Consider the following 23,242-nt stretch of genomic DNA (forward strand, 5'->3'; position numbering starts at 1 on the left):
GGAACGCCGTTTGCTACGTAGTTCAGATGCCCACGCGTTCCTGAGACCGAATACAGATCGATCCATAGGAGAAAACCATGCCACTCGTCTCGATGCGCCAACTGCTGGACCACGCCGCTGAAAACGGCTACGGCCTGCCGGCATTCAACGTGAACAACCTGGAACAAGTCCAGGCCGTGATGGAAGCCGCCAAGGAAGCCGGCGCACCCGTCATCCTGCAAGCCAGCGCGGGCGCCCGCAAATACGCCGGCGAATCGTTCATCAAGCACCTGATCCAGGCCGCTGTCGAGGCTTATCCGGAGATCCCGCTGGTCATGCACCAGGATCACGGCCAAAGCCCGGCCATCTGCCAAGGCGCCATCGACCTGGGCTTCGGCTCGGTGATGATGGACGGCTCGCTGCGCGAAGACGGCAAGACGCCGGCTGATTTCGACTACAACGTCGACGTGACGCGCCGCGTGGTCGAGATGGCCCACAAGGTTGGTGTGACGGTTGAAGGCGAACTGGGCTGTCTGGGTTCGCTGGAAACCGGCATGGCCGGCGAGGAAGACGGCATTGGCGCCGAGGGCAAGCTCGACCACTCGGCCCTGCTGACCGATCCGGAAGAAGCGGCGCAGTTCGTCAAGGCCACCCAGCTTGACGCGCTGGCCATCGCCATCGGTACCAGCCACGGCGCCTACAAGTTTTCGCGCAAGCCCACGGGCGACATCCTGGCGATCAGCCGCGTGAAGGAAATCCACGCCCGCATCCCGAATACCCACCTGGTGATGCACGGCTCGTCGAGCGTGCCGCAAGAACTGCTGGCCATCATCAACCAGTACGGCGGCAAGATCAAAGAAACCTACGGCGTGCCCGTCGAAGAAATCCAGGAAGCCATCAAGTACGGCGTGCGCAAGATCAACATCGACACCGACATCCGCCTGGCAATGACGGGCGCGGTGCGCAAGTTCCTGGCCGAAAATCCGGACAAGTTCGACGCCCGCGAATGGCTCAAGCCCGCCCGCGAAGCCGCCAAGCAAGTTTGCAAGGCACGTTACATCGAGTTCGGCTGCGAAGGTCAGGCCGGCAAGATCAAGCCCATTAGCCTGTCTGTGATGGCGCAGAAGTACCAAAGCGGCGATCTGGCGCAAGTGGTGCAATAAGCATTTCGCGTCACATCTAGCAAACGGCTGGCACTGCGCCAGCCGTTTTGCATTGCGTGGGCCACTTCATCGGCCACCCCATGGGCCACGTATAATGCTGGCCTTCCACGTTTTCTTATCTCATCTCGGGTTCCGCCGTGTCCGCCACCCCCGCATCCTCCGCCCTTTACGAATCGTCGATCACCAGCCTGCCGTTGCTCGGCCGCGGCAAGGTGCGCGAAAACTACGCTGTCGGCGACGACAAGCTGCTGATGGTCACCACCGATCGCCTGTCGGCGTTTGACGTGATTCTCGGCCAGCCGATTCCGGACAAGGGCCGCGTGCTCGCGCAGATGTCGGATTTCTGGTTCAACAAGCTGCGCCACATCGTGCCGACGCACGAAACCGGCATCGCCCCGGAAACCGTGGTGGCTCCGAATGAAGTCGACCAAGTGCGGGGCCGCGCCATCGTGGTGAAGCGCCTGAAACCGATCCTGGTCGAAGCGGTGGTGCGCGGCTACCTGGCCGGCAGCGGCTGGAAGGATTACCAGGCTACGGGCGCCGTCTGCGGCGTGCATCTGGCCCCCGGCCTGCAGAACGCGCAGAAGCTGCCCGAGCCGATCTTCACCCCCGCCGCCAAGGCCGAGATGGGCGAGCACGACGAGAACATCTCGTTCGATGAAGTCGAGCGCCGCATCGGCCCGGACCTTGCCGCGCAGATCCGCGACGTGAGCATCCGCCTGTACAAGGAAGCGTCCGACTTTGCCGCCACGCGCGGCATCATCATCGCTGACACCAAGTTCGAATTCGGTCTGGATGAGAACGGCACGCTCACGCTGATGGATGAAGCGCTCACCGCAGATTCGTCGCGCTTCTGGCCCGCCGATTCGTACCAGGTTGGCACCAACCCGCCGTCGTTCGACAAGCAGTTCGTGCGCGACTGGCTCGAAGCCGTGCGTATCGACGGCAAGCCGTGGCCGAAGACCGCGCCGGCGCCGCAACTGCCCGCCGACGTGATCGAAAAGACAGCCGAAAAGTATCGCGAAGCACTGACCCGCCTCACCGGCGAGTCCCTGCGATAAACCGGAGCGATGACAATGACCGCACAGCAATCCGCTCCGCTCGTTGGCGTGGTGATGGGCTCCAGCTCCGACTGGGAAGTCATGCGCCATGCCGTCGACATCCTCACGCAGTTCGGCATTCCGTTCGAAGCGCAGGTTGTTTCGGCGCACCGCATGCCGGACGACATGTTTCGCTACGCCGAAGCCGCACGCGGCCGGGGTCTGCGCGCCATCATCGCTGGCGCCGGCGGGGCAGCGCACCTGCCGGGCATGATCGCCGCCAAGACGATCGTGCCGGTGTTCGGCGTGCCGGTGCCGTCAAAGTATCTGCGTGGGGAAGACTCGCTGCTTTCCATCGTGCAGATGCCCAAGGGCATTCCGGTGTCGACGTTCGCGATTGGTGAAGCCGGTGCCGCCAACGCAGCGCTGGCGGCCATCGCCACCCTCGCCACCACCGATTCGGCGCTTGCCGACAAGCTCGAAGCCTTCCGCGCCCAGCAGACCGAAGTCGCACGCGGCATGACGCTCCCTGTGCACGGCGCCTAAGTAACCTACGACCCGATTCATGGCCGACGACCTGAACCCGCGCCTGGCGCAAGCCCACACCGCGGAATCCCGCGCGCTGAACGTTCCCAACGCGATCCTGCCCGATGCCTGGCTTGGCATGCTCGGCGGCGGCCAGCTCGGCCGCATGTTCACGCACGCCGCGCAGGCCATGGGCTACAAGGTCTGCGTGCTCGATCCGGATCCGAACAGCCCCGCCGGCACCATCGCCGAGCGCCACCTGTGCGCGGGCTACACCGATGAAGCTGCGCTGGCCGAGATGGCCGCGCTGTGCCCGGCCGTCACCACCGAGTTCGAGAACGTGCCGGCGCAGGCGCTCGACCGCCTGGAGCAACTCGGCGCGTTCGTTGCGCCGCGTGCCAACTGCGTCTCCATCGCCCAGAACCGCATCGCCGAGAAGAAATTCTTCGCGCTGTGCGCCGCCCGCACCGGCATCCACCCGGCACCGAGCTGGGTGATCGAGCACGAAGCCGATATCGAACAACTGCCCGCCGACCTGCTGCCCGGCATCCTGAAGATTGCCCGCATGGGTTACGACGGCAAGGGCCAGGCGCGTGTTTCGACGGTTGAAGAGCTGCGGGCCGCCTGGGGCGCCATGCAGCACGTGCCGTGCGTGCTGGAAAAGATGCTGCCGTTGGCCTACGAAGTCTCTGTATTGGCCGCCCGTGGTGCCGATGGCAGCACGGCCACCTGGCCGCTGGCAGAAAACGTGCACCGTGACGGCATCCTGTTTTCGACAATCATGCCGTCGCGCAGCGTGTCGGACGACATTGCTACGCGCACGCGCGCCGCCGCCGCGATGATCGCCGAAGAGATGGGCTACGTCGGCGTGCTTTGCATCGAGTTCTTCGTGCTGCAGGACGGCTCGCTGGTTGCCAACGAAATGGCGCCGCGTCCGCACAATTCCGGCCACATCACCATGGATGTGTGCGAGACGAGCCAGTTCGAGCAACAGGTGCGCGCCATGGCCCGCTTGCCGCTGGGCAGCACGCGGCAGCATTCGCCGGGGCGCATGCTCAATGTGCTGGGCGACGTGTGGTTTGAATACGGCCTGGAACGTACGCCCGCGTGGCACGAAGTGATGGGCCACAGCGGTGCGAAGGTGCATCTGTATGGCAAGGCCGACGCCCGGCCGGGCCGCAAGATGGGCCACGTGAACTGCGTGGGCACTTCTGCTGAAGTGGTGGACGAAGCGTTCCGCCATGCCGCGCACGTGCTGGGCCTGCAGCCGGAATAAAGCGAGTCGCCCATGCCGCATCGGACCAAAACGCCCTACACGATGCCTTCTGCCGAGCGCCTCGATGAGGCCGCGCGCAGGCTGGAGGCCGGCGAGCTGGTCGCGTTTCCGACCGAGACCGTGTATGGGCTGGGCGCCGATGCCGAAAACCCGCAGGCCATCGCCAAGATCTACGCGGCCAAGGGCCGGCCCGCCAATCACCCCGTGATCGTGCACGTGGTGGATGGCGCCGACATTTCGTATTGGACCGACGAGGTGCCCGGCATCGCGCTGCAGCTCATCGAAGCCTTCTGGCCGGGACCGCTGACGCTGATCCTGAAACGTGCGCCGCACATTCCGGCCGCCGTGGCAGGTGGGCAGGACAGCATCGGGCTGCGTTGTCCGTCGCACCCGGTAGCACAGGCGCTGCTCTCGCGCTTCAAGCGCGGACGCGGCGGCATTGCGGCGCCGTCGGCCAACAAGTTCGGCCAGGTCAGCCCGACCACCGCGCAGCACGTGCGGGACGAGTTTGGCGATGCGGTCTTCGTGCTCGAAGGTGACGGCGTGGACGTGGGCATCGAATCGACCATCATCGATCTCTCGCGGCTGGAGCAGGGCATTGGCCCCGTGCTGCTGCGTCCGGGCGCCATCACGCCTGAAGACATCGAGCGCGTGACCGGCGAACTGCCGGCGCTTCCCGATGCTGCTGCGCCGCGCGCTTCGGGCACGCTGAAGGCGCATTACGCGCCGCGCACGCCGTTGTATCTGCTATCGGCCGCCGACGTGCCCGCACGCCTGGCCGCACTGCCTGCAGACAAACGCGTCGTGTGGCTCGGTGCCCCCGTGGCGCTGCGTGACGGCTGCGACCAGCGCGTCGCACCCGCCACACCCGCCGCCTATGCCAACGCGCTCTACGCGCTGTTGCGCGAACTCGACCGCGGCGGTTATGACGCCATCTGGGTGGAAACCCTAGCCGATACGCCCGCCTGGGCTGCGGTCAACGACCGCCTGCGTCGCGCGGCCGCCGCGTTCGAGACGGACCTCTAATTCTTACGGGCCAGGCGTTCGCCGTGCGCCCGGCAACCTCGCTACACTTGGGCGTTGTGTCGTTCCGCGTGCTTCAAACGCGCACGGCGAGGTTACGCACCGCGGCACCACAGATCATAAAAATTCCACACGGGAGACAGACATCATGAAGTTGCGTCAATGGATGGGCGTCGTCGCCTCGGCGACCCTGGCCTTGGGCCTGGCCGCTTGCGGCGGCGGTGAAAGCGATCAGAGCGGCAACCCCAACGTTGCGAAGGTCCAGCGCATGGTGGTGTTCGGCGACAGCCTGAGTGATGCCGGCACCTACACACCGGCAGCGGCGGCCGCAGGCGGCGGCAAGTTCACCACCAACCCCGGCCCGGTCTGGGCGGAAACGGTGGCGGCGCAGCTCGGTGTGGCGCTCACGCCCGCCGTGATGGGCTACGCCAACTCGGTGCAAGCCTGCCCGAAACCCGGCTGCTTCGACTATGCGCAAGGTGGCTCGCGCGTGACCGACCCGAACGGTATCGGCCACAACGGTGGTGCCGGGGCGTTGACGTATCCGGTCAAACAGCAGCTTGCCAACTTCTACGCGGCCAGCAACAACACGTTCAATGGCAATAACGACGTGGTGTTCGTCTTTGGTGGCAACAACGACATCTTCTACTGGGCCGCGGCCGTGGCGACACCGAATTCGGGTGTGACGCCCGCCATCGCGACCGCACAGGTGCAGCAGGCGGCGACTGAACTGGTCGGTTACGTCAAAGACATGATCAGCAAGAACGCGACGCAACTCTATGTGTTCAACCTGCCCGACAGCAGCCTGACGCCGCAAGGCGTGGCGGGCGGTGCCGCAGGCCAGGCGCTGTTGCACGCGCTGGTGGGCGCGTTCAATACCACGCTGCAGGCGGGGCTTGCCGGTACCGGTGCCCGTGTGATCGACTTCAATTCGCAATTGACGGCCGTGATTCAGAACGGGGCGATGTTCGGCTTCAGCAATACCAGTGTGCCGGCTTGCGATGCGACCAAGATCAACGCACTCGTGCCGGGTGCCGGCGGCAGCTCGCTGTTCTGCTCCGCCAACACGTTGGTGACCGCAGGTGCAGACACGTCCTACCTGTTCGCCGACGGGGTGCACCCCACCACGGGCGGCCATCGCCTGATCTCCAGCAACGTGCTGCAACGGCTGCTGGCGGACGGTGTGACGCACTGATCGAGCCTCACCGAGACACAACGCCCGCGCGAAGCGGGCGTTTTTGTTTGTAGCGATGGCGTCGACTTGGCGTTAGCCGGTGGCAAGATCACTGCCAGGCGATAGCGTATGTTGGACGGCGCGCACCGGGTTGCAGGGTCAACGCGCACGAACTGGCGCACCTGCGCGCCGCGCCCAAGGGCGCATTCGGGGCGACAGAGTCGCGCTGAGCGACTGGCAGCGCCGGGCAAAAAAATGCCGCGCCAAGCAGCGCGGCCGATCGACGGGAAAGCTTGTTGTTAGGAGGGGGCTGGCGAAAAACGCAATTGCCCCATCATAGCCAAGCTGCCTTGCCCGGATGTTAAAAGTGCTTCATATGGAGGCGTTGGCCAGTTGCTGTATGGCAAACCGGTACACCGCATCGACGTCGTTCAGATCCAGCACGGCCACGCCTTCGGGTGGTCGCACGGCGGCAGGCGAATCGGTGGCCACCGCCACTACGCCGCCAATTTCCGGCCAAAGCGGCTGGCGGCCGAGCGAAGGGCGGAAGACTTCAATCTTCGGAAACGTGCTGCGCTTGTAGCCTTCAACGATGACGAGGTCGGTGGCGGGCGAGAGCAGCGCCAGCACGTCGTCCAGTTCAGGTTCCAGCGCGTTGGCGTATTCACGCATCAGCACGAGCCGCTCGCCGCCCACGAGCACGACTTCGGCGCTGCCGGCTTCGCGCATGCGGTGCGAATCCTTGCCGGGCGAATCGAGATCGAAACCGTGATGCGTGTGCTTGATGGCTGCGACGCGCCGCCCGTCGCGTACGAAGCGCGTGATGAGCTGTTCGACGAGCGTGGTCTTGCCGCTGCCCGACGTGCCGGTGATGCCAAGCAATGCCTTGCGTGAAATCATCGCTGCGCGCCCTGGTAGATCCATTGCAGCAGTGCATCGTGCGCGGCTTGGCCGCCGCTGGCGTTCGGGTGGTTGATCATGCTGACCACCACGAAGCGCTGGCCGTCTTCGCCTTCCACATACCCGGCGATGGCGCGCACGCCGTTGAGTGTGCCGGTCTTGATCTCGGCATTGCCGGCCACACCGGCGCGCGTGAGCCTGTTGCGCATGGTGCCGTCCACGCCGACGACAGGCAGCGCATCGCGCAGCACGCCGCCGTTCGGATTGGCATCAGCTTGCTGCAGCAGGCGCCCCATGTTGCGCGCGCTGATGCGCTCGATGCGCGACAGGCCGGAGCCATTCTCCAGCACCAGCTCCGGCATCGTCAGGTTCTGTTTGGCGAGCCATCGGTTGATGACCTCGGTCGATTGCCGCACCGATGCGGGCTTGCGCCCGATTTCCGCGCCGATGGTGAGGAAGAGCTGGCGCGCCATCACGTTGTTCGAATATTTGTCGATGTCGTGCACGACTTCCGACAGCGGCGGGCCGTAATGGGTGGCCAGCAGAACAGCCTGACGCGGTACCTTGCCTTCGCGCAAGCCCGGCGTGAAACGCGTCGTGCCACCGGCCTGCTGCCATAGCGCCAGGAAGCCACCCCAGATGAAGTCGGCATGCGTGAGCGCGGCGATATTGAAGACGCGTTCGCCGCACGCCGCGGCATAGCGGCCGCCGAAGCTGGCGATGACATGGCCGTCGGTCTGCGTGGAGATGTTGGCCCGCGAGGCGGACTGCCAGTCCCCGCAGCCTCCACGCGTGGTGCGCAACTGGTTGTCGATCTGCAACTGCGCCAGCGGCGGCGATACATCGATGTTGACCGCGCCGTTGCCGGCATCCGGCGAGAGCGTGAACGTGAGCGTCTTGAAGGAATACAGCAGCGCATCGGGCGCGACGTTGTAGGCACGCGCGCTGTCACCGTCCAGCGGCGGGGCTTCCGACAGACCGCCCTCGAAATAGGTGCGATCCAGCACGATATTGCCGGCCAGTTCATCCACGCCTGCGCGGCGCACGTCGCTCACCAGCTTGACGAGTTCTTCGGGAATCAGCTTTGGATCGCCCTGGCCACGCAGGTACAGGTTGCCGTTCAGCGTGCCGTTGACCGGAGCACTGTCGGCATAGGCCGTGGTCTTCCAGCGAAAGTCCGGGCCAAGCAAATCCAGCCCGGCGAACGTGGTCAGCAGTTTCATGGTCGACGCCGGGTTCATTCCAGCGTCGGCATTCCATTGCAGGATGGGCGTGGCGGTGCCGGTGCGGATCACGAACACACTCACGGCATCCAGCGGGATATGCGCGCGCGCAAAGGCCAGCGCCACGTTGGCAGGCAAGCCAGCGGGGTTCTGCGCCGCCTGGCGTGCCTGTGCAGCGGTGGTGCGCGGCGCCGCGTGAGCCTTGGCCTTCTTGGCATGGGCCAGCGGCGTCGCACCAAGGGTCAGGAGCAAGGCGCAGGCGAGGGCGCTGCGCGACAGATTCAGTAGGCGGGTCGGACGGATTCGGGCCATCGGCGGGGGCAGGGTGGGGGCGCACACGTGCGCCAAGTGCAGACGCAGGCATGTTAACGCAGCAACCCCGGGCCTCGGCCGACAAGCAAGGGGCCGTTCACCGCCTAATTCTTTGAGGAACGCCGATGTGTGACGGGTCAGTCATTGGCACCGATGCGCTTGCGCATGTCGGCCGTCACCGATTGGCGCGTGCCGGCATAATCGGCCCACGGATCGCCCTTGAGCTTGGCGAGGCGATCCGGCAGCGTGCGCAGCGTCCACTGCGCAGACGATTGCAGCCCTTCCAGTTCGTCATGGCGGATCGGCACCGACACCGGCAGCCCCGTCCGCGCGCGCACCGAGTAGGCGGCCACGGTGCTCGCCCCACGGTTGTTGCGCAGATAGTCGATGAAGATTTTTCCCACGCGGTTCTGCGGGCCCATCTTGGCGACAAAGCGGTCGGGGAACGTCGCGGCCATGTGTTGCACCACCGCTTGCGAGAAGGTCTTGAGCGTGTCCCAGCCGGCGGCTTCGCGGCGCGTGAGCGGCACCACCACATGCATGCCGTGGCCGCCGCTGGTTTTCAGGAACGCCTTCAGGCCCAGTTCATCGAGCATGGCCAGCATGAGCTGCGTGGCCTCGATCACGCGCGCGAAGGGCAGCGCTGGGTCTGGGTCGATATCGAAGACGATGCGATCGGGCTGTTCGATGCGGTCGGCCAGGGCATTCCAGGTGTGGAATTCCACCGTGCCCATCTGCACCGCCCCGACCAGTGCCTCGGCCGAGTTGATGGCCAGCAGCGACGGATGCCCCGGGTCGAGCGATGGGTCCAGCTGTGTGATGCCCTGCAGCTTGAGCGCGGCGGAATGCTTCTGGAAGAAGCGCTCGCCGTCGATGCCGTCTGGCGCGCGCACGAGCGATGTCGGCCGATTGTGCAGATGCGGCAGCATCCATTCGGCCACCCCGGCGTAATAGCGCGCAAGGTCCGCCTTGGTGGTGCCGCTGGCTTTCTCGATCACGCGATCCGGATGCGTGACGTCCACACCCGCGATGCGTTCGGCACCGGGGCGTACCTTGCGTTCGGTAGCATGCACGGCGCGGGTCTCCTTGCGGGCGGCGGCACTGGGCGGCTTGGCTTTTTCACGCACGATGTTGCGCGCGGGTTTGTCGTCGCGCAAACCTTGAAACACCGCTTGCCGCACGATGCCTTCGCGCGTCCATTCGGCAAAGGCGATTTCCGCCACGCGTTCGGGCTTCACCCATTGCACGTCGCGCGCATCGCTGCCGGTGGGCGGATTGGCGAAGGGCGGCGTGTCGACGGTCAGACCCGTCAGCTCGTGGTGCAAAGCGTGCAGACTCGTCTCGTTGAAGCCCGTGCCGACACGGCCCGCATAGCGCAGCTTGCCCGCGTCGTCATACACGCCGAGCAGCAGCGCGCCGAAGCCGCTGCGGCTGCCCTTGGGCGCACTGTACCCGCCGATCACGAATTCCTGCCGCTGCCCGCATTTGAGCTTGATCCAGGCAGGGCTGCGGCCTGCCCGGTACGGCGCATCGGCGCGCTTGCCGATCACCCCTTCGAGCGACATGCTGCACGCGGAAGACAGCAGGTCTTCGGGTGCCGCGTGAAATGTCCCTGAGAAGAGCACCGCTTCGCGGTCCAGGTCACCCGGGGCGGCATTGAGAATGCGCTCAAGCAGCGCTCGCCGCTCCCGCAACGGCACGCCGCGCAAGTCCATACCGTTGCAGAACGGAATGTCGAACAGGTAGTAGGCAATGTGTTCGGCATGCGCGGTTTCAAAGGCGTTCTGCAGCGCCTGGAAGTCGGGCACGCCGCGCTCGCCCATCACCACGACTTCGCCGTCGAGCCACGCCTCGCGCAGGCCCAGCGCCTGCAGTGTGCGCGCCTGACGGGGCAGCTTCGCCGTCCAGTCGCGGCCGTTGCGGCTGAACAGGCGCACCGTGTCGCCGTCAATGCGTGCAAGGATGCGGTAGCCGTCGAACTTGACTTCGTAGTCCCATTCGCCTTGGGCGGGCGGACCATCGACGAGCGTGGCGAGTTGGGGCTCCAGCGTTCTGGGCAACGGGGCGGGCACGGCACCGGCGGGCGGTTGGACTTGCGCCGGTTCGGAGCGCCCAGTCTTGCCGTCACTGGACTTGGCCTTTGCTTTGCCACGGGGTTTGGAGCCGATGTTCTCGCCGGTAATCACGCTCGCGGGCAGTGCCTCCGTCACGTCGTAGTCGCTGGACGCGCGCACCTGGTCGTCCCGTTCCTTGATCAGCAACCACCGTTCTTTCGGATGGCTGCCCGTGCCGTGCAAGTGCGTGCGCACCAGCGCCCATGCACCATGCAGCTTTTCGCCATGGAGGTCGAATTTGAGCTTGCCGTCGCGGTAGGCCTTGCGCGGATCGCCATGCGGGCGCCATGTCCCGCGGTCCCACACAATCACGTCGCCGCCGCCGTATTGGCCTTCGGGGATATGGCCTTCGAAATCGGCGTAGTCCAGCGGATGGTCTTCAACGTGTACCGCGAGGCGCTTGTCGGCGGGGTCCAGGCTCGGGCCCTTGGGGACGGCCCAGCTCTTGAGCGTGCCGTCGAGTTCCAGCCGGAAGTCGTAGTGCAGTCGCGTTGCGTCGTGCTTCTGGATCACGAAGTGCAGGGCGCCATGGTCACGCTGTTCGTCGGCCTTGCGGCGCGCGCCGGCGGGTTCCTGGGTCTGCGTGAAATCGCGCTTGCTGCGGTAGTCGGCGAGATGGCGCGGCATGGCGTCGGCTCCGTCGTGTTAGGCGCGCTTGCGCGTGGCCGTCTTGCGCGCCGCCTTCGTGGCGGCTTTGCGCGGTGCACGCTTGCGCGGGGCGGGTTCTTCTTCAGCTTCTTGGGCTGACTCGCCTTTGCCCTTGCCCCGCTTGGCGAGGCTCTGGCGCAGCAGGTCGGTCAGGTCGATCACATTGCCGCTGCGCGGTGCAGCGGTTTCGGTCTCCATCGGTTCGACGGATTCCGTGCGGCCTTCGCGCACTTTGCGATCGACCAACCCGAGGATGTCGTCGCGGAACGTGTCGTGGTACTCGGCAGGGTCCCACTTGCCGCTCATGTCGTCGATCAGCTTTTCGGCCATGTCGATTTCCTTGGCCGTGAGCTTTGCCGCCTTGGCACCTTCTTCCGGCAAGTCGAGTTCAGACCAGTCGCGCACCTCGTTGGACCAGCGCAGCGTATGCAGCACAAGCACGGGCCCCATGGGAATCAACGCCGCCAGATGCTGCTTGGTGTGCAGCACCACGTTGGCAACACCGATCTTCTGCGAGCGCGTCAATGCCTCTCGCAGCAGCGCATAGACTTTTTCGCCGCGCCGGTCGGGCGCAAGAAAGTACGGGGTATCCAGATAAAGGAACGGAATCTCCGCCGCATCCACGAAGGTCAGCAAATCGACCGTTTGCGTCGAGACAGGGTTGGCCGCGCGGATGTCCTCGTCGGTCAGGATCACGTAGCGGTCTTTCTCGTAGGCATAGCCGCGCACAATCTGCTCGCGCGGCACCTCTTTTCCGGTGGTCTTGTTGATGCGCTTGTAGCCGACGCGGTCCATGGTGCGGCGGTCGAGCCAGTCGAAGTCGAGGTCGTCGCTGCGGGTTGCCGGATACAGCGCAACGGGAATATGGACGAGGCCGAAGCTCACGGCGCCCTTCCAGATCACGCGGGGCATGGCAGGTCTCCCGATGCGGTGGATTCGAGCGTGGTGACGCAAGCGGCATACCTGCGGGGCTGAGGCGGCGCCATACGCTCCTCAGCCGGGCGCGGTAGCATGGTGGCTTTCTGGCGCCCTGCGCTTGCGCCACGCGTTCTTCTCAGTAGTCCTTCATGTCTTCTTCCGAATACGTTCAATCTGCCGGCGCGGTGCCGCCCCGTCGGCTTCCCTTGTCGGCCCGCGCGGCGACGATGGCGCTCTTTTTCGCCAACGGTGCAACGTTTGCGACGTGGGGCATTCACATTCCGACGGTGAAGGCGCGCTTCGGGTTGTCCGAGGCCTCGCTGTCTCTGGCGATGTTCATGGTGGCCGCGGGCGCCATCGTCGCGATGAAGTTCGCGGGCCAGTGGGCGGCGCGCGTCGGCACGCGGCGCGCAAGCGTGCAGGGCGGCGTGGCATTTGGCGTGATGACCGCGCTCATCATGCTGATGCCGACCTACCCGGCACTGCTGGCGGTACTGCTGCTGTTCGGCATCACGAACGCCGGCTTCGATGTCGCCATGAACGCGCAAGCGGCCACGGTCGAGGCCAATCATCACAAGCCGATCATCTCGTCGCTGCACGGCATGTTCAGCCTGGGCGGCATGGCAGGAGCGGCCGTGGGCGGCGTGCTGCTGGAACTGGGCGTGCCACCGGCCGTGCATTGCGGCGGCATGGCGCTCGTCACCATGGCGGCGGCGCTGTGTGCCGGCCCGTTCATGCTGCCCGATCACATGCACGCAGAAGGCGAATCGGCACATCCGACCACGGGGCGCACACTGTTCCTGCTGGGCGTGCTGGCCTTCCTGGGGTTGGTAGGCGAAGGCGCGATGTACGACTGGACGACCGTATACATGCGCGAGATCGCGCAATCGCCCGAAGCCATTGCCAGCGCCGGGTACGCCGCGTTTTCGGGCGGAATGGCGCTGGCGCGTTTTGGCGGCGATTTCGCACGCGGGCACTGGGGAAACATGCGGGTGCTTGGCGCCAGTGGCGTGCTGGCAACGGGTGGGATCCTGCTTGCCCTGTTGTGGCCCGCGCCGATGGCTGTCCTGACAGGCTTTGCGCTGATGGGTGTGGGCGCCGCCAACATGGTGCCGATCTTTTTCATCACCGCGTCGCGTCTGCCTGGCGTGCCGGCCGCCGAAGGCATTGCCGCCGTAGCGCGCTTTGCCTACGTGGGCTTGCTGATCGGTCCGGTCATCATCGGGTTGATTGCGCATCGCTCCGACCTGCGCTGGGGGCTGTCGGTGGTGGCGCTCACCATGGCGATGATCGCGTTGGCGGGGCCCCGGGCGATCCGCCTGCCGGAACATCGCTGACGGCCCCGGGCTGCCGCCCGAATTTGCCCAAAAAATATGCAGTTCCTCTGCGTTGACTTTCCTGTGCGCTTGCCATAGCGTACGACGAGGAGAGGGGGTTTCCCGGCGCCGGCGCCAACGTCCAAGTTGCGCACGACATCGGGATGCGTTCAAAACGAGGCTGCTCCATTTGATTTGACCAGCCCAAACGACCCATAGGAAAGGAGCTTCAGATGCCGTACAAACGTCTTACCCTCGTGGCAGCGGTCGCTGTCGTAGCCGCCGTCGGCACCGTGGCCCACGCGCAGACTGACCAGAAGAAGTTCGACCCCTATAGCCAAGGCGCAAAAGTCGGCGACAAGTTCGATCCGTACCAGCAAGGAGCGAAGGCCGGCGACAAGTTCGACCCGTATTCGCAAGGCGCCAACAAGAACGACAGCACCGCCAGTGCGCTCAACCCCGGCGCTCAGCCGGCCAATGTAGAGAAGGGCAAGTACGACACGTACACCCAGGGCGCCAAGGCCGGCGAGAAGTTCGATCCGTACAGCCAGGGCGCCAAGGCCGGCGGCAAGTTCGACCCGTACAGCGAGGGTGCCAACAAGAAGGACGCGCCCAAGCAGTAAGCCCGTGCCGATCGGGTTCATGAAGACGCTGATGCATCGCCCGATGCATCGGCGTTTTTCTTTATGGAACGGCGCCGCCGCGGCGGCGATTGCGTTGGCGTTGCCGGCGCAGGCAGCGGGGCTGTGCTCCGCGCCGTGGGTGCATGACGGCAGCCGCGTGCGCCTGGATGGCAACGGCAAGACGCCGATGATTGTCGAGTTCACGGTGCACGATGTCAGTCACGACATGCAGGACGGCTGCGAAATCGGCCTGCACATCTACGCCAAATCGGGCTTGGTGGCGCTGGGCGGCCGCCCCATCGAGACGGTGCAGGAGCACCAGCTGCTGGTGGACGAAGCTGGCGTGGTCACGCGCATCGTCAGCATCAATGGCCGCGTGTTTGCGCAAAGCGAACATGCCGATCTTGTCGGCACCGTCAGCACCGCCATCTCGGGCATGTTTCTGTACGGCGCCGGCCTGGCGCCTGAAGCCCAGATGCTGCCCGGCGACACGTACGAATCGAGCTTCGATTTCGATGTGGTGTCGCCGCGGCTGGGAATTTCCGTCGGGCGCATGCGGGCCGAGCGCGCCAAGGTGGAGGTGTCGGAGCGCGAGGTCGGGCCGCCTCAGTCGATGAACACCGTGGTCGGCCAGTTGCAGTGCCGGCCGATCCGCTACACGCGCACCGCGCGCCTCGGGGTGCTGCGGCTGGGCAATGAAACGCTCGAGCCCGATCCCACCGTTGCACACATCACCGATTGGTATTGCCCGGAAGCGGCCGTCGTCATGCGCCAGGAGGTCGAGCAGCACGGCCAGACGCAGGTGATCGACGTGGTCGAACTCAAGCGCTAGGCGTGCCGTGTGGAGCGCTGAAGTCTTCGGTGCTGCCGTCAAACCAATACACACGCACCACGTTGAAAGGCGCTTCCGGCGCAGCCTGCGAGAACAACGCGATGTGGTCGATGGGCATGGCGGCTGGCAGCACCACGCGCGTCGCTTCCAATGCGCGATAACACGCAAGCTGCTCGGCATGGTCGAGCCGGCCGGTCAGCGTGATGTGGAACGTGAACGTACCGAACACATACGGATAGCCCCAGCGCTGCAGATGACGCTCCTGCGCGTCCGACAGGCCGACGCGACGGCGCCGCGCGAGTTCTGCGGGCGGTGGCGGTGCGCGGAAGGCGTCGAATTCGCTGACGCACGCATCGGCGAATGCGTGGAGCGTGTCGCGGGCAGGATCGCCATGACGCAGCCGCCAGGCCAGGAAGCCGCGCAGCGTGTGCAGGGCCGGCTCGATGGTGAAGGCCTGCTGCTGCAGTGCAAAACCGCGCAGCGCGGCGTCCAGCTCATCGACCGTACGGTCGCTTGCCAGGCGGAACGGCGGTTTGAACGTCGCGTGCAGGCCGTACTGGCGCGGCGCTTCAGTCCAGCGGTCGAGCGTTGCGAGGTCGATGCCGGCTTCGCGCACAAATGCCTCGCGCTGATCTGCGGAGATGGCCGTGTTGGTGCGGGCGCAGCGGCCGAGCCAGCATGTGCCCAGCCCGTACCAGGGCTCCGGCGGCAGCAGGTACAGCGCATATCGCCAGGCGGCGGGCGTCGATCGCGATAAGGGTGCCGGTGCCTGCGCCATGGCGGGGCTCAGCCGATCAGCGGCAACTGCCCGGCGGCATGGCGCAGCCGTCCGCCCACCACGGCCGCTACCACGCGCGGCAGCCCGGGACGGCGGTCATCCACCACGATGGCATCGGCGCGCAGCCCAGGCGCGAGCGCGCCGCGATCCGCCAGGCCCGCGGCTTCGGCCGGGTTCGAGGCCACCAGCGCCCATGCCTCGGCCAGTGGCACCACGCCGCGCTCGGCGAGCTTGAACGGGGCTGCCAGCAGGGCAGGGTAGTAATAGTCGGACGCCAGCACGGTACCCAGGCCCGCCGCCACCATGGCCGAGGCATTCGGCGCGCCATGGTGGCTGCCGCCACGCACCACGTTGGGCGCCCCGAAGACGGTATGTCCGCCATGCGCGCGCGCTGCCCGCGCGACATCCTCGGTCAACGGAAACTCCGTGACCGTGCAGCCGTGCGCGTGGAAGGTATTACGCGTGGCGATGTCGGGTTCATCGTGTGAAGCCATGCAGATGCCGCGTTGCTGTGCCGCCCGGGCGAGCGTTCCGGTCACCTCGTTGAGCCTCGTCGCATTGGCTGCCGCAGCATTCAAACGGGCCAGGAATGTGTCGATGTCGCACTCGGCGCGATCGGCGTATTGTGCGAGCTTGCGCGCGTCGCCCAGCTTGTCGCGCATCATCGGCAGGTGATCGTTGAACGACAGGAAGTGCACGCGGCCGGCGTCCATCCAGGCGAGCGCGTCGGCGGCGCCATCCGCGTGATGCAGCTCGAAACGCAAGTGCATCAGGTGCTGCGCGCCCAGGTGCGGGCGCATCGCGTCGAGGGTGTCCAGCATGCGCAGCGCATAGGCGCGGCCGCGCAGGCCGCCTTCCCAGGAATAGGTCACCCCGTGGAATTCGGTGGTGATGCCGTTGGCAAGCAGTTGGCCGTCAACGTCGGCCAGGGCAGTCTCGTAGGGAAAGGACACACCGGGGCGCGGCATGACGGCGCGCTCGAACGCGTCGCCGTGCAGATCGACGATGCCGGGCAGGACGAGCAGGTCGCCGCAGTCGATCATGCCGCGGGTCGGGTTGGCGTCACACGCGGAGATCTGCCCGTCGCAAAAATGCACCGCGGCCTCAGCCAGGCCCCCGGGCAAGAGGGAGCGTCGCGAGATCAGGCCAGCCACGTGCCCGACGGAGGACGAAAACGATTGCATAGGGCCAATGTGCGATCAGATGCGCAGGAACACCGTGCAGGCATTGTGCCGCAACCTGTGTGCCGCTTATCCGCACATCGGCCATTTGCCCCACTCTGAAGTGGGGAAAGGCAGCCAAACGCCTTAACTTTCCCGACACGATGGTCGATATCGTGAAAAACACCCCAGATATGGACGCCACCTCTGCAGAGCGGCCTGACCGTCCTGAACCGGATGTGATCGAACAGGACAACCCGAGGCCGCTGCCGCTCGCTGACGACCGCTACGAAGCGCTCGTCCGGCAAATGCCGGATGCGTTGTACATCGTGGCGGACGACATCATCGTTTTCGTCAACGAGGCGGGCGTTCGCCTGTTTGGGGCGCAATCGGCGCGCGATATCGTCGGGCGCGAGCTGAACGAGTTCGTGCACGACAACTCGGTGGAACTTGCACGGCAGCGCCGCGAGTGGATGTTCGCGCATGGCGCAGGCTTGCCGCCCGTCGAGCAGACCTTGCTGCGCTGCGATGGCACGCCGGTGGAGGTCGAGGTGCTTTCCGCGCCGGTGCAGCTCGGCTGGCGCACCGCCATCCAGGTGGTGGCACGCGACATCACGCAGCGCAAGCAGGCCGAACAGGCCCTGCGCGAATCCGAAGCCAATTACCGGGCGCTGGCGGCCGAGACTGCTCGCGCGAAGGAATTGCTGCGCTGCGAAAAGACCGTACTCGAACTCAGCTCGCGCAACGTGCCGCTGCCGGACCTGCTGGCCGAGGTATGCCGGCTCGTCGAGGCACTCCTTGACGATGGCGCCAAGTGTTCGGTCCTGCTGAGCAGCGATGGCGAGCACGTGACGCAGGCCGTGGCGCCGTCGCTGCCGTTCATGCTCTCCCAGGTGCTGGTCGGGATCGCGATCGGTCCAGCGGTCGGTTCGTGCGGCACTGCCATGTTCCTGAACAAGACCGTGGTGGTGGAAGACATCGACACCGACCCGCTCTGGGACGGCTACCGCGACATCGTCGCGCCGCTAGGCCTGCGCGCGTGCTGGTCGACGCCCATCCGCGGCGACAACGCGCAGATGATCGGCGCGATGGGCATTTACTACGACACCCCGCGGGCGCCCACGCGCGACGCCATGGGGCTGCTCGAAGGCATTACCGACATCATCGGCGTGGCGGTGCAGAAAGCGCATATTGCGCGCGATCTGCAGGAGAGCGAAGAACGCTACCGCCTGGCCGTCGACAACCTGACCGAAGGCATTGTCGTGCAGGCCGCCGACGGCACCATCCTCGCGTGCAACCCGAGCGCGCGCCGCATTCTGCGGGCGGGCAACGTGTCGCCCGTGGGCACCAGTCACCTGGCGCTGATGCGGCGATCGTTGCGCGAAGACGGCACTGAGATCCCGCTCAACGAACGTCCGACCCGCGTGGTACTGGCCACCGGCCGGCCGCTGCTCGGCTTGACCGTCGGCCTTGAACTCGTGGACGGCGATGTGGTGTGGGTGCACGAGAACGTGTTGCCCATCGTGCGCCCCGGCGACGATGCTCCCTCGGCCGTGCTGATCTCGTTCAACGATATCGGGCCGGCGCGCGCGGCCCAGCAGCAGCTCACGTTCCTCGCGCAGCGGGATGCGCTCACCGGTTTGTATAACCGCGCGTATTTCTCGCAGCGCATGCAGGCGGTGATGGAGCAGGCCGCCAGCCAGGCCAGCGAGGCGCGCCAAGTCGCCGTGTTGTTCCTGGATCTGGATGGTTTCAAGAAAGTGAATGACACCGCTGGTCATGAAGCGGGCGACCACCTGCTGCGCATCGTCGCGCAACGCCTCTCGGCCTGCGTGCGCCAGAGCGATACGCTGGCGCGTCTCGGCGGCGATGAATTTGTCGTGCTGCTCGACAACGTGCGCTCGCTGGGCGAGGCCGAGCGCCTGGCCAAGCGCATCGTCCATTCGATCGCGCAGCCGTTTTCGACGGGCGGCACCGAGTACTACCTGGGCGCGTCGATCGGCATTGCGGTGTACCCGGAACACGGCAACGATGCCGCCACGCTGCTGCGCTGTGCGGATGCCGCCATGTACAACGCCAAGCAGAACGGCCGCAATCAGCATCGCGTGTACACCGCGCGCCTGTCGCAGCGTGCGCAGCGGCGCTTCCAGCTGGAATACCACCTGCGCCGTGCACTGGCCGCCGGCGAGTTGTCGCTGCGCTTCCAGCCCATCGTCGACGCCACATCGATGGACATCGTCGGTGCTGAAGTGCTGCTGCGCTGGCACAGCACCGAGCTGGGCGAGGTGTCGCCGGCCGAATTCATTCCGGTGGCTGAAGATGCGGGGCTCATCGGGGACATCGGTGAATGGGTGCTGGCACAGGCGTGTCATCAGGCCGCGCATTGGCGCGCCACCTGCATGCCGGATTTCTTCGTCGCCGTGAACCTGTCGCCGCGCCAGTTTGGCGAGGGGCTGGTGCCGACCATCTCGCGGTGCCTGACCGAGGCCGGACTGCCAGCGAGCGCGCTGGAGATGGAGATTACCGAAGGCCTGCTCATGCGCGACACCGCCGCCGTGATGCCGGTGCTCGATGCGCTCACGGCATTGGGCATTCGCATCTCGATCGATGACTTTGGGACGGGGTATTCGTCGCTGTCGTATCTGCAGCGCTTCCCGATCGACAACCTGAAAGTGGATCGCTCGTTCGTCTCGGGCATTCCGCGCCATCGCGATTCCGTGGTGATCTCGCGCGCCATCGTCGCCATGGCCGCCTCGCTCGACATGACGGTCACTGCAGAGGGTGTCGAGACGCTGGAGCAGGCCGAATTCCTGCAAGCCGCCGGGTGCGACAAGTTGCAGGGCTTCCTGTTTGGTCCGCCCATGACGGCCCCCGCCTACGAGGCACGGCTGCGCCGCAACCGCCCCGCGCAGGCTTAGTGCTGGGCAGTACGCCTGTAATGCCCGCGTAAGTCAGTGCGGGTAGCGTCGCTCAAGCGCGCATTCACCTGTGCCGATACACCTGTAGAGGGCCGCTTCGCCATGCGTGCGAAGGCGCATACAACAACGACAACCGGAGACAACCGCACGTGAAGCCATTCGCCTGGGGCCGCGGCCCGAAAGTCTCTCCCGACCTTGTTGCCCGCATTGCCGAAGAGGCCGGCCGCGTCGGCATGGGCATCTGTGAAGTCTCCGGCAACGTGGAAGACGTGGCCGTGCGCCTGCGCCGGCAGGCCAGCGTGTTCGACCAGCTGCGCAACGCAGCCGATGTCACCATGCGCGGCAACCACGACATCGCGGTGGCGGCGCGGCATGCGCGCGAAGTCGCATCGCACGCCAGCGAAGAGGTGAGCGGCTCACGTGCAACGGTCGATGCATCGCTGCGCGACATTCGCGAGCTTGCCGTGGGGGTGGCGAGCATGGAGCAGCAGATTGCTGCGCTGCGTGAGGCGCTGATCCATGTCGCGCAGGCGTCCGAACAGATTTCGCAGATCGCCAAGCAGACCAATCTGCTCGCGATCAACGCGGCCATCGAAGCCGCACGTGCGGGGGAATCGGGCCGCAGCTTTGCAGTGGTCGCGGGTGCGGTGAAGCAGCTTGCCGGGCAGACCGCCGAAGCAACGCAGCGTATCGAAACCACCTTGGCGGACTTGTCGGGTCAGACCGACAAGCTGATCGGCGACAGCAGCGTCAACGTGGCGCGCGCCCAGCGCGTGGATGCCGGCACGCAGGCGATTGGCGCCGTGATTGGCGTGGCGGGCGAGGCCATCGCGCGCTTCGACGTCGAGGCCACGAGCATCGCGGAATCCACCGCCGCCATCGAAGACGAATGCGCATCCCTCGCGCGTGAGGTGGAGGCGATGGCCGAGGGTGTGAAGCAATCGAGCCACAACATCGACAACGCGCAGCGGCAACTGTCGGGGCTGCTGGGCGCTTCGGAAACGTTGATCCGGTTGACGGCTTCAACCGGTGTGCAGAGTGCCGATACGCCGTTCATCGAGGCGGTGCAAACGGCGGCCAGCAAGATCAGCGCGTTGTTTGAATCGGCGCTGGCGCGCGGCGATATCAGCGAAAGTGATCTGTTTGACCGCGACTATGTGCCCGTGCCGAATACCGACCCGCCGCAGCACATGACGCGGTTTACGGCGTTCACGGATCGCGTGCTGCCAGCGGTGCAGGAACCGCTGCTCAAACTGGATTCGCGTGTGGTGTTCTGCGCGGCGGTCGACACCAACGGCTACCTGCCGACGCACAACCTGAAGTTCTCGCAGCCGCAGGGGAGTGATCCGGTCTGGAATGCGGCCAACAGCCGCAACCGCCGGCTGTTCACCGATCGCACGGGGCTGGGGGCGGCGCGCAATACCGAGGCGTTCCTGTTGCAGACGTATCGTCGCGATATGGGGAACGGGACGTTTGCGATGATGAAGGATGTGTCGGCGCCGATTTACGTCAAGGGCCGCCACTGGGGTGGGTTCCGGATGGGCTACAAGGTGGCCGGCTAAGGTGCGTAACGCCGGGGGTAAGGTTTGGAACCTCGCGCGTGGGTTTCTGCGGGTCCTGGTGCATCCCTGGTTTCGTCCCCTGCCGGGGCCGACTTACTTTCTTTGTCTTGCCAAAGAAAGGTAAGCAAAGAAAGGCGCGCCCGAGATAGCGACCCCCTCCTTGAATTTCTGTCGCAGGGAGGGGAAGGAGGCAAACTCGCTGCGCTCAGACAGGCCTCCTTCCCTTTTCCTCCCTGCAACAGAAATTCAAGGCGCCATCTAGGGCAGGAACGTCAACGGCCAAACCATCGCGGAGCGGGAGTTGGCCGCGATGGTTCATCTGCGTGCTTAGTGTTTGCGCGTGCCCAGGATGACCAGGACGGCGGCGCCCAGCTCCAGCGCGGCTACGAAGTAGAGGCCGGCGGAGAGGTGGCCGGTGCTGGTCTTCAGCCAGCCGATCATGTACGGCGCGACGAAGCCGGCGAGGTTGCCGATGGAGTTGATGAGGGCGATGCCGCCTGCGGCAGCGGTGCCGGCCAGGAAGACAGCGGGGATCGACCAGAACACCGGGAACGCGGCGAGGATGCCGATGGCGGCGACGGTGAGCGAGATCAGCGCGAGCGCCGGCGAGCCGAGCAGTGCGCCTGTTGCGACCAAGCCGGCGGCTGCGATGACGGCCGCAATGGCGCAGTGCATGCGGCGCTCGCCCGTACGGTCGGAATGCGCGCCGTTCCAGACCATCGCGATCGTGCCGGCGATGAACGGAATGGCCGCGATCAGGCCGATCTGGAAATTGCCCTGCACGCCCAGCTCCTTAATGATCGACGGCGTCCAGAACGCGATGGTGGCATTGCCGCTGACCACGCAGAAGTAGATGGATGCGCAGACCCACACGCGGGGGTTGGCGAGTGCCGCACCAAATGAGGCATGCTTGGCGGGGTCGCGATTCTCCGCTTCAACGGCGCGAACGACGGCGTCTTGCTCGGCGGCGGAAAGCCATTTGGCCTGTCGAGGCGTTTCGGGCAGCCACGCAAGCACGGCAAAGCCGGCCAGCACGGACGGAATGCCCTCCAGCAGGAACAGCCATTGCCAGTTGGCGAGGTGGCCCACGCCTTCCATGCGGCTCATGATGAAACCGGCAATCGGGCCGCCCACCACGCCCGCAATTGCAAACGAAGTCATGAACAGGCCGTTGATACGCGCGCGGTGTGCGGAGGGAAACCAGTACGTCAGATACAGCACCACGCCGGGGAAAAACCCGGCTTCAAAGATGCCCAGCAGAAAGCGCATCACATAGAACGTGGTCGGCGTCTTCACGTAGATCATCGCCATCGAGGCCAGGCCCCAGAGGATGGTGATGCGTGCCAGCGTCTTGCGTGCGCCGATCTTTTCCAGCAGCAGGTTGCTCGGCACTTCAAACAGGAAGTAGCCAATGAAGAAGATGCCGGCGCCCAGGCCGTACACCGCTTCGCTGAATTGCAGATCCTGCAGCATCGAGAGCTTGGCGAAGCCGACGTTGACGCGGTCGATCCACGCGAGGATGAACAACACCACCAAAAACGGCACCAGGCGGTACGCAATGCGGCGGTAGGTGGCATCCAGCTCGCTGCTGGGGAGTGGGCGGCTGGCCGGATCCGTCGGGTGGGCCGGCAAGGCTTGGGTTTGCGACATGGTTTCCTCCAATAGCGTGTGAGGGCGCCTGCGCTTCGTGTGCTGCTGTGTTTTACGAAACGCAGGCATGCGTTGGGCCTGGCGCGTCTACAGCGCGCCTTTTTTTTC

The 23,242-nt window shown here is 65.6% G+C and carries 18 protein-coding genes; 11 read left to right on the forward strand and 7 right to left on the reverse strand.

The annotated features are described in order from the left end of the window. The first annotated feature begins 77 nt into the window (after window positions 1-77). The 6 genes from fba (at window position 78) to N5B55_RS02460 (ending at window position 6,201) form a co-directional block, all read left to right on the forward strand. On the forward strand, window positions 78-1,142 hold the full coding sequence (gene fba, locus N5B55_RS02435) for a class II fructose-bisphosphate aldolase (RefSeq protein WP_065856823.1): 1,065 nt from the start codon (window positions 78-80) through the stop codon (window positions 1,140-1,142). Between the two features lie 137 nt (window positions 1,143-1,279). Next, a complete protein-coding gene (locus N5B55_RS02440; RefSeq protein WP_065856825.1) occupies window positions 1,280-2,203 on the forward strand; it encodes a phosphoribosylaminoimidazolesuccinocarboxamide synthase in 924 nt (307 codons plus the stop codon). Between the two features lie 15 nt (window positions 2,204-2,218). Continuing rightward, window positions 2,219-2,728, forward strand: coding sequence for a 5-(carboxyamino)imidazole ribonucleotide mutase (purE, locus tag N5B55_RS02445; RefSeq protein WP_154206404.1), 510 nt, complete (start codon window positions 2,219-2,221; stop codon window positions 2,726-2,728). Between the two features lie 19 nt (window positions 2,729-2,747). Next, window positions 2,748-3,983, forward strand: coding sequence for a 5-(carboxyamino)imidazole ribonucleotide synthase (locus N5B55_RS02450; protein WP_009239031.1), 1,236 nt, complete (start codon window positions 2,748-2,750; stop codon window positions 3,981-3,983). A gap of 12 nt (window positions 3,984-3,995) precedes the next feature. Then, window positions 3,996-5,009, forward strand: a complete 1,014-nt coding sequence (locus tag N5B55_RS02455) for an L-threonylcarbamoyladenylate synthase (RefSeq protein ID WP_304539019.1) — start codon at window positions 3,996-3,998, stop codon at window positions 5,007-5,009. 145 nt (window positions 5,010-5,154) lie between these two features. Next, window positions 5,155-6,201 (forward strand): SGNH/GDSL hydrolase family protein, encoded by a 1,047-nt coding sequence (locus tag N5B55_RS02460; protein ID WP_065856831.1) that lies wholly within the window; start codon window positions 5,155-5,157, stop codon window positions 6,199-6,201. Window positions 6,202-6,552: 351 nt separating this feature from the next. Here N5B55_RS02460 and mobB read toward each other — a convergent pair whose 3' ends face one another. The 4 genes from mobB to ku all read right to left on the reverse strand — a co-directional run bounded on the left by mobB (window position 6,553) and on the right by ku (window position 12,289). Continuing rightward, a complete protein-coding gene (gene mobB / locus N5B55_RS02465) occupies window positions 6,553-7,080 on the reverse strand; it encodes a molybdopterin-guanine dinucleotide biosynthesis protein B (RefSeq protein ID WP_304539021.1) in 528 nt (175 codons plus the stop codon). Beyond that, entirely contained in the window at window positions 7,077-8,615 is a 1,539-nt protein-coding gene (gene dacB / locus N5B55_RS02470; RefSeq protein ID WP_304539022.1) for a D-alanyl-D-alanine carboxypeptidase/D-alanyl-D-alanine endopeptidase, read from the reverse strand. Before dacB ends, mobB begins: the two co-directional genes overlap by 4 nt. Before the next feature lie 137 nt (window positions 8,616-8,752). Next, entirely contained in the window at window positions 8,753-11,356 is a 2,604-nt protein-coding gene (gene ligD, locus N5B55_RS02475) for a DNA ligase D (RefSeq protein ID WP_304539023.1), read from the reverse strand. A gap of 18 nt (window positions 11,357-11,374) precedes the next feature. Further along, window positions 11,375-12,289, reverse strand: a complete 915-nt coding sequence (gene ku / locus N5B55_RS02480; RefSeq protein WP_304539024.1) for a non-homologous end joining protein Ku — start codon at window positions 12,287-12,289, stop codon at window positions 11,375-11,377. A 155-nt stretch (window positions 12,290-12,444) separates the two neighbouring features. On the opposite strand from ku, the gene N5B55_RS02485 reads away from it, so the two are divergent. The 3 genes from N5B55_RS02485 to N5B55_RS02495 all read left to right on the forward strand — a co-directional run bounded on the left by N5B55_RS02485 (window position 12,445) and on the right by N5B55_RS02495 (window position 15,066). After that, window positions 12,445-13,632, forward strand: coding sequence for an MFS transporter (locus N5B55_RS02485; RefSeq protein WP_304539025.1), 1,188 nt, complete (start codon window positions 12,445-12,447; stop codon window positions 13,630-13,632). Window positions 13,633-13,844: 212 nt separating this feature from the next. Continuing rightward, complete coding sequence (locus N5B55_RS02490) at window positions 13,845-14,234, forward strand: hypothetical protein (RefSeq protein WP_012761272.1); 390 nt, start codon at window positions 13,845-13,847, stop codon at window positions 14,232-14,234. 19 nt (window positions 14,235-14,253) lie between these two features. Further along, window positions 14,254-15,066 carry a hypothetical protein gene (locus N5B55_RS02495; RefSeq protein ID WP_304539026.1) on the forward strand — a complete coding sequence of 271 codons (813 nt, stop codon included), beginning with the start codon at window positions 14,254-14,256 and terminating at the stop codon, window positions 15,064-15,066. Here N5B55_RS02495 and N5B55_RS02500 read toward each other — a convergent pair. Together N5B55_RS02500 and N5B55_RS02505 are read right to left on the reverse strand one after the other, a co-directional pair. Continuing rightward, on the reverse strand, window positions 15,056-15,844 hold the full coding sequence (locus N5B55_RS02500; protein ID WP_304539027.1) for a DUF1045 domain-containing protein: 789 nt from the start codon (window positions 15,842-15,844) through the stop codon (window positions 15,056-15,058). The genes N5B55_RS02495 and N5B55_RS02500 overlap by 11 nt on opposite strands. A gap of 8 nt (window positions 15,845-15,852) precedes the next feature. After that, a complete protein-coding gene (locus N5B55_RS02505; protein ID WP_304539028.1) occupies window positions 15,853-17,028 on the reverse strand; it encodes an alpha-D-ribose 1-methylphosphonate 5-triphosphate diphosphatase in 1,176 nt (391 codons plus the stop codon). A gap of 170 nt (window positions 17,029-17,198) precedes the next feature. On the opposite strand from N5B55_RS02505, the gene N5B55_RS02510 reads away from it, so the two are divergent. After that, the gene (locus N5B55_RS02510; RefSeq protein WP_304539746.1) at window positions 17,199-19,922 is read left to right on the forward strand and encodes a sensor domain-containing protein; all 2,724 of its coding nucleotides are present in this window, start codon (window positions 17,199-17,201) and stop codon (window positions 19,920-19,922) included. A 149-nt stretch (window positions 19,923-20,071) separates the two neighbouring features. Next, on the forward strand, window positions 20,072-21,484 hold the full coding sequence (locus tag N5B55_RS02515) for a methyl-accepting chemotaxis protein (RefSeq protein WP_304539029.1): 1,413 nt from the start codon (window positions 20,072-20,074) through the stop codon (window positions 21,482-21,484). A gap of 327 nt (window positions 21,485-21,811) precedes the next feature. Here the strand turns inward: N5B55_RS02515 and N5B55_RS02520 are convergent, their stop codons facing one another. After that, complete coding sequence (locus tag N5B55_RS02520) at window positions 21,812-23,134, reverse strand: MFS transporter (protein ID WP_304539030.1); 1,323 nt, start codon at window positions 23,132-23,134, stop codon at window positions 21,812-21,814. Window positions 23,135-23,242 lie beyond the last annotated feature (108 nt).

The sequence above is a fragment of the Ralstonia pickettii genome, from assembly GCF_030582395.1.
Classification (GTDB): domain Bacteria; phylum Pseudomonadota; class Gammaproteobacteria; order Burkholderiales; family Burkholderiaceae; genus Ralstonia; species Ralstonia pickettii_D.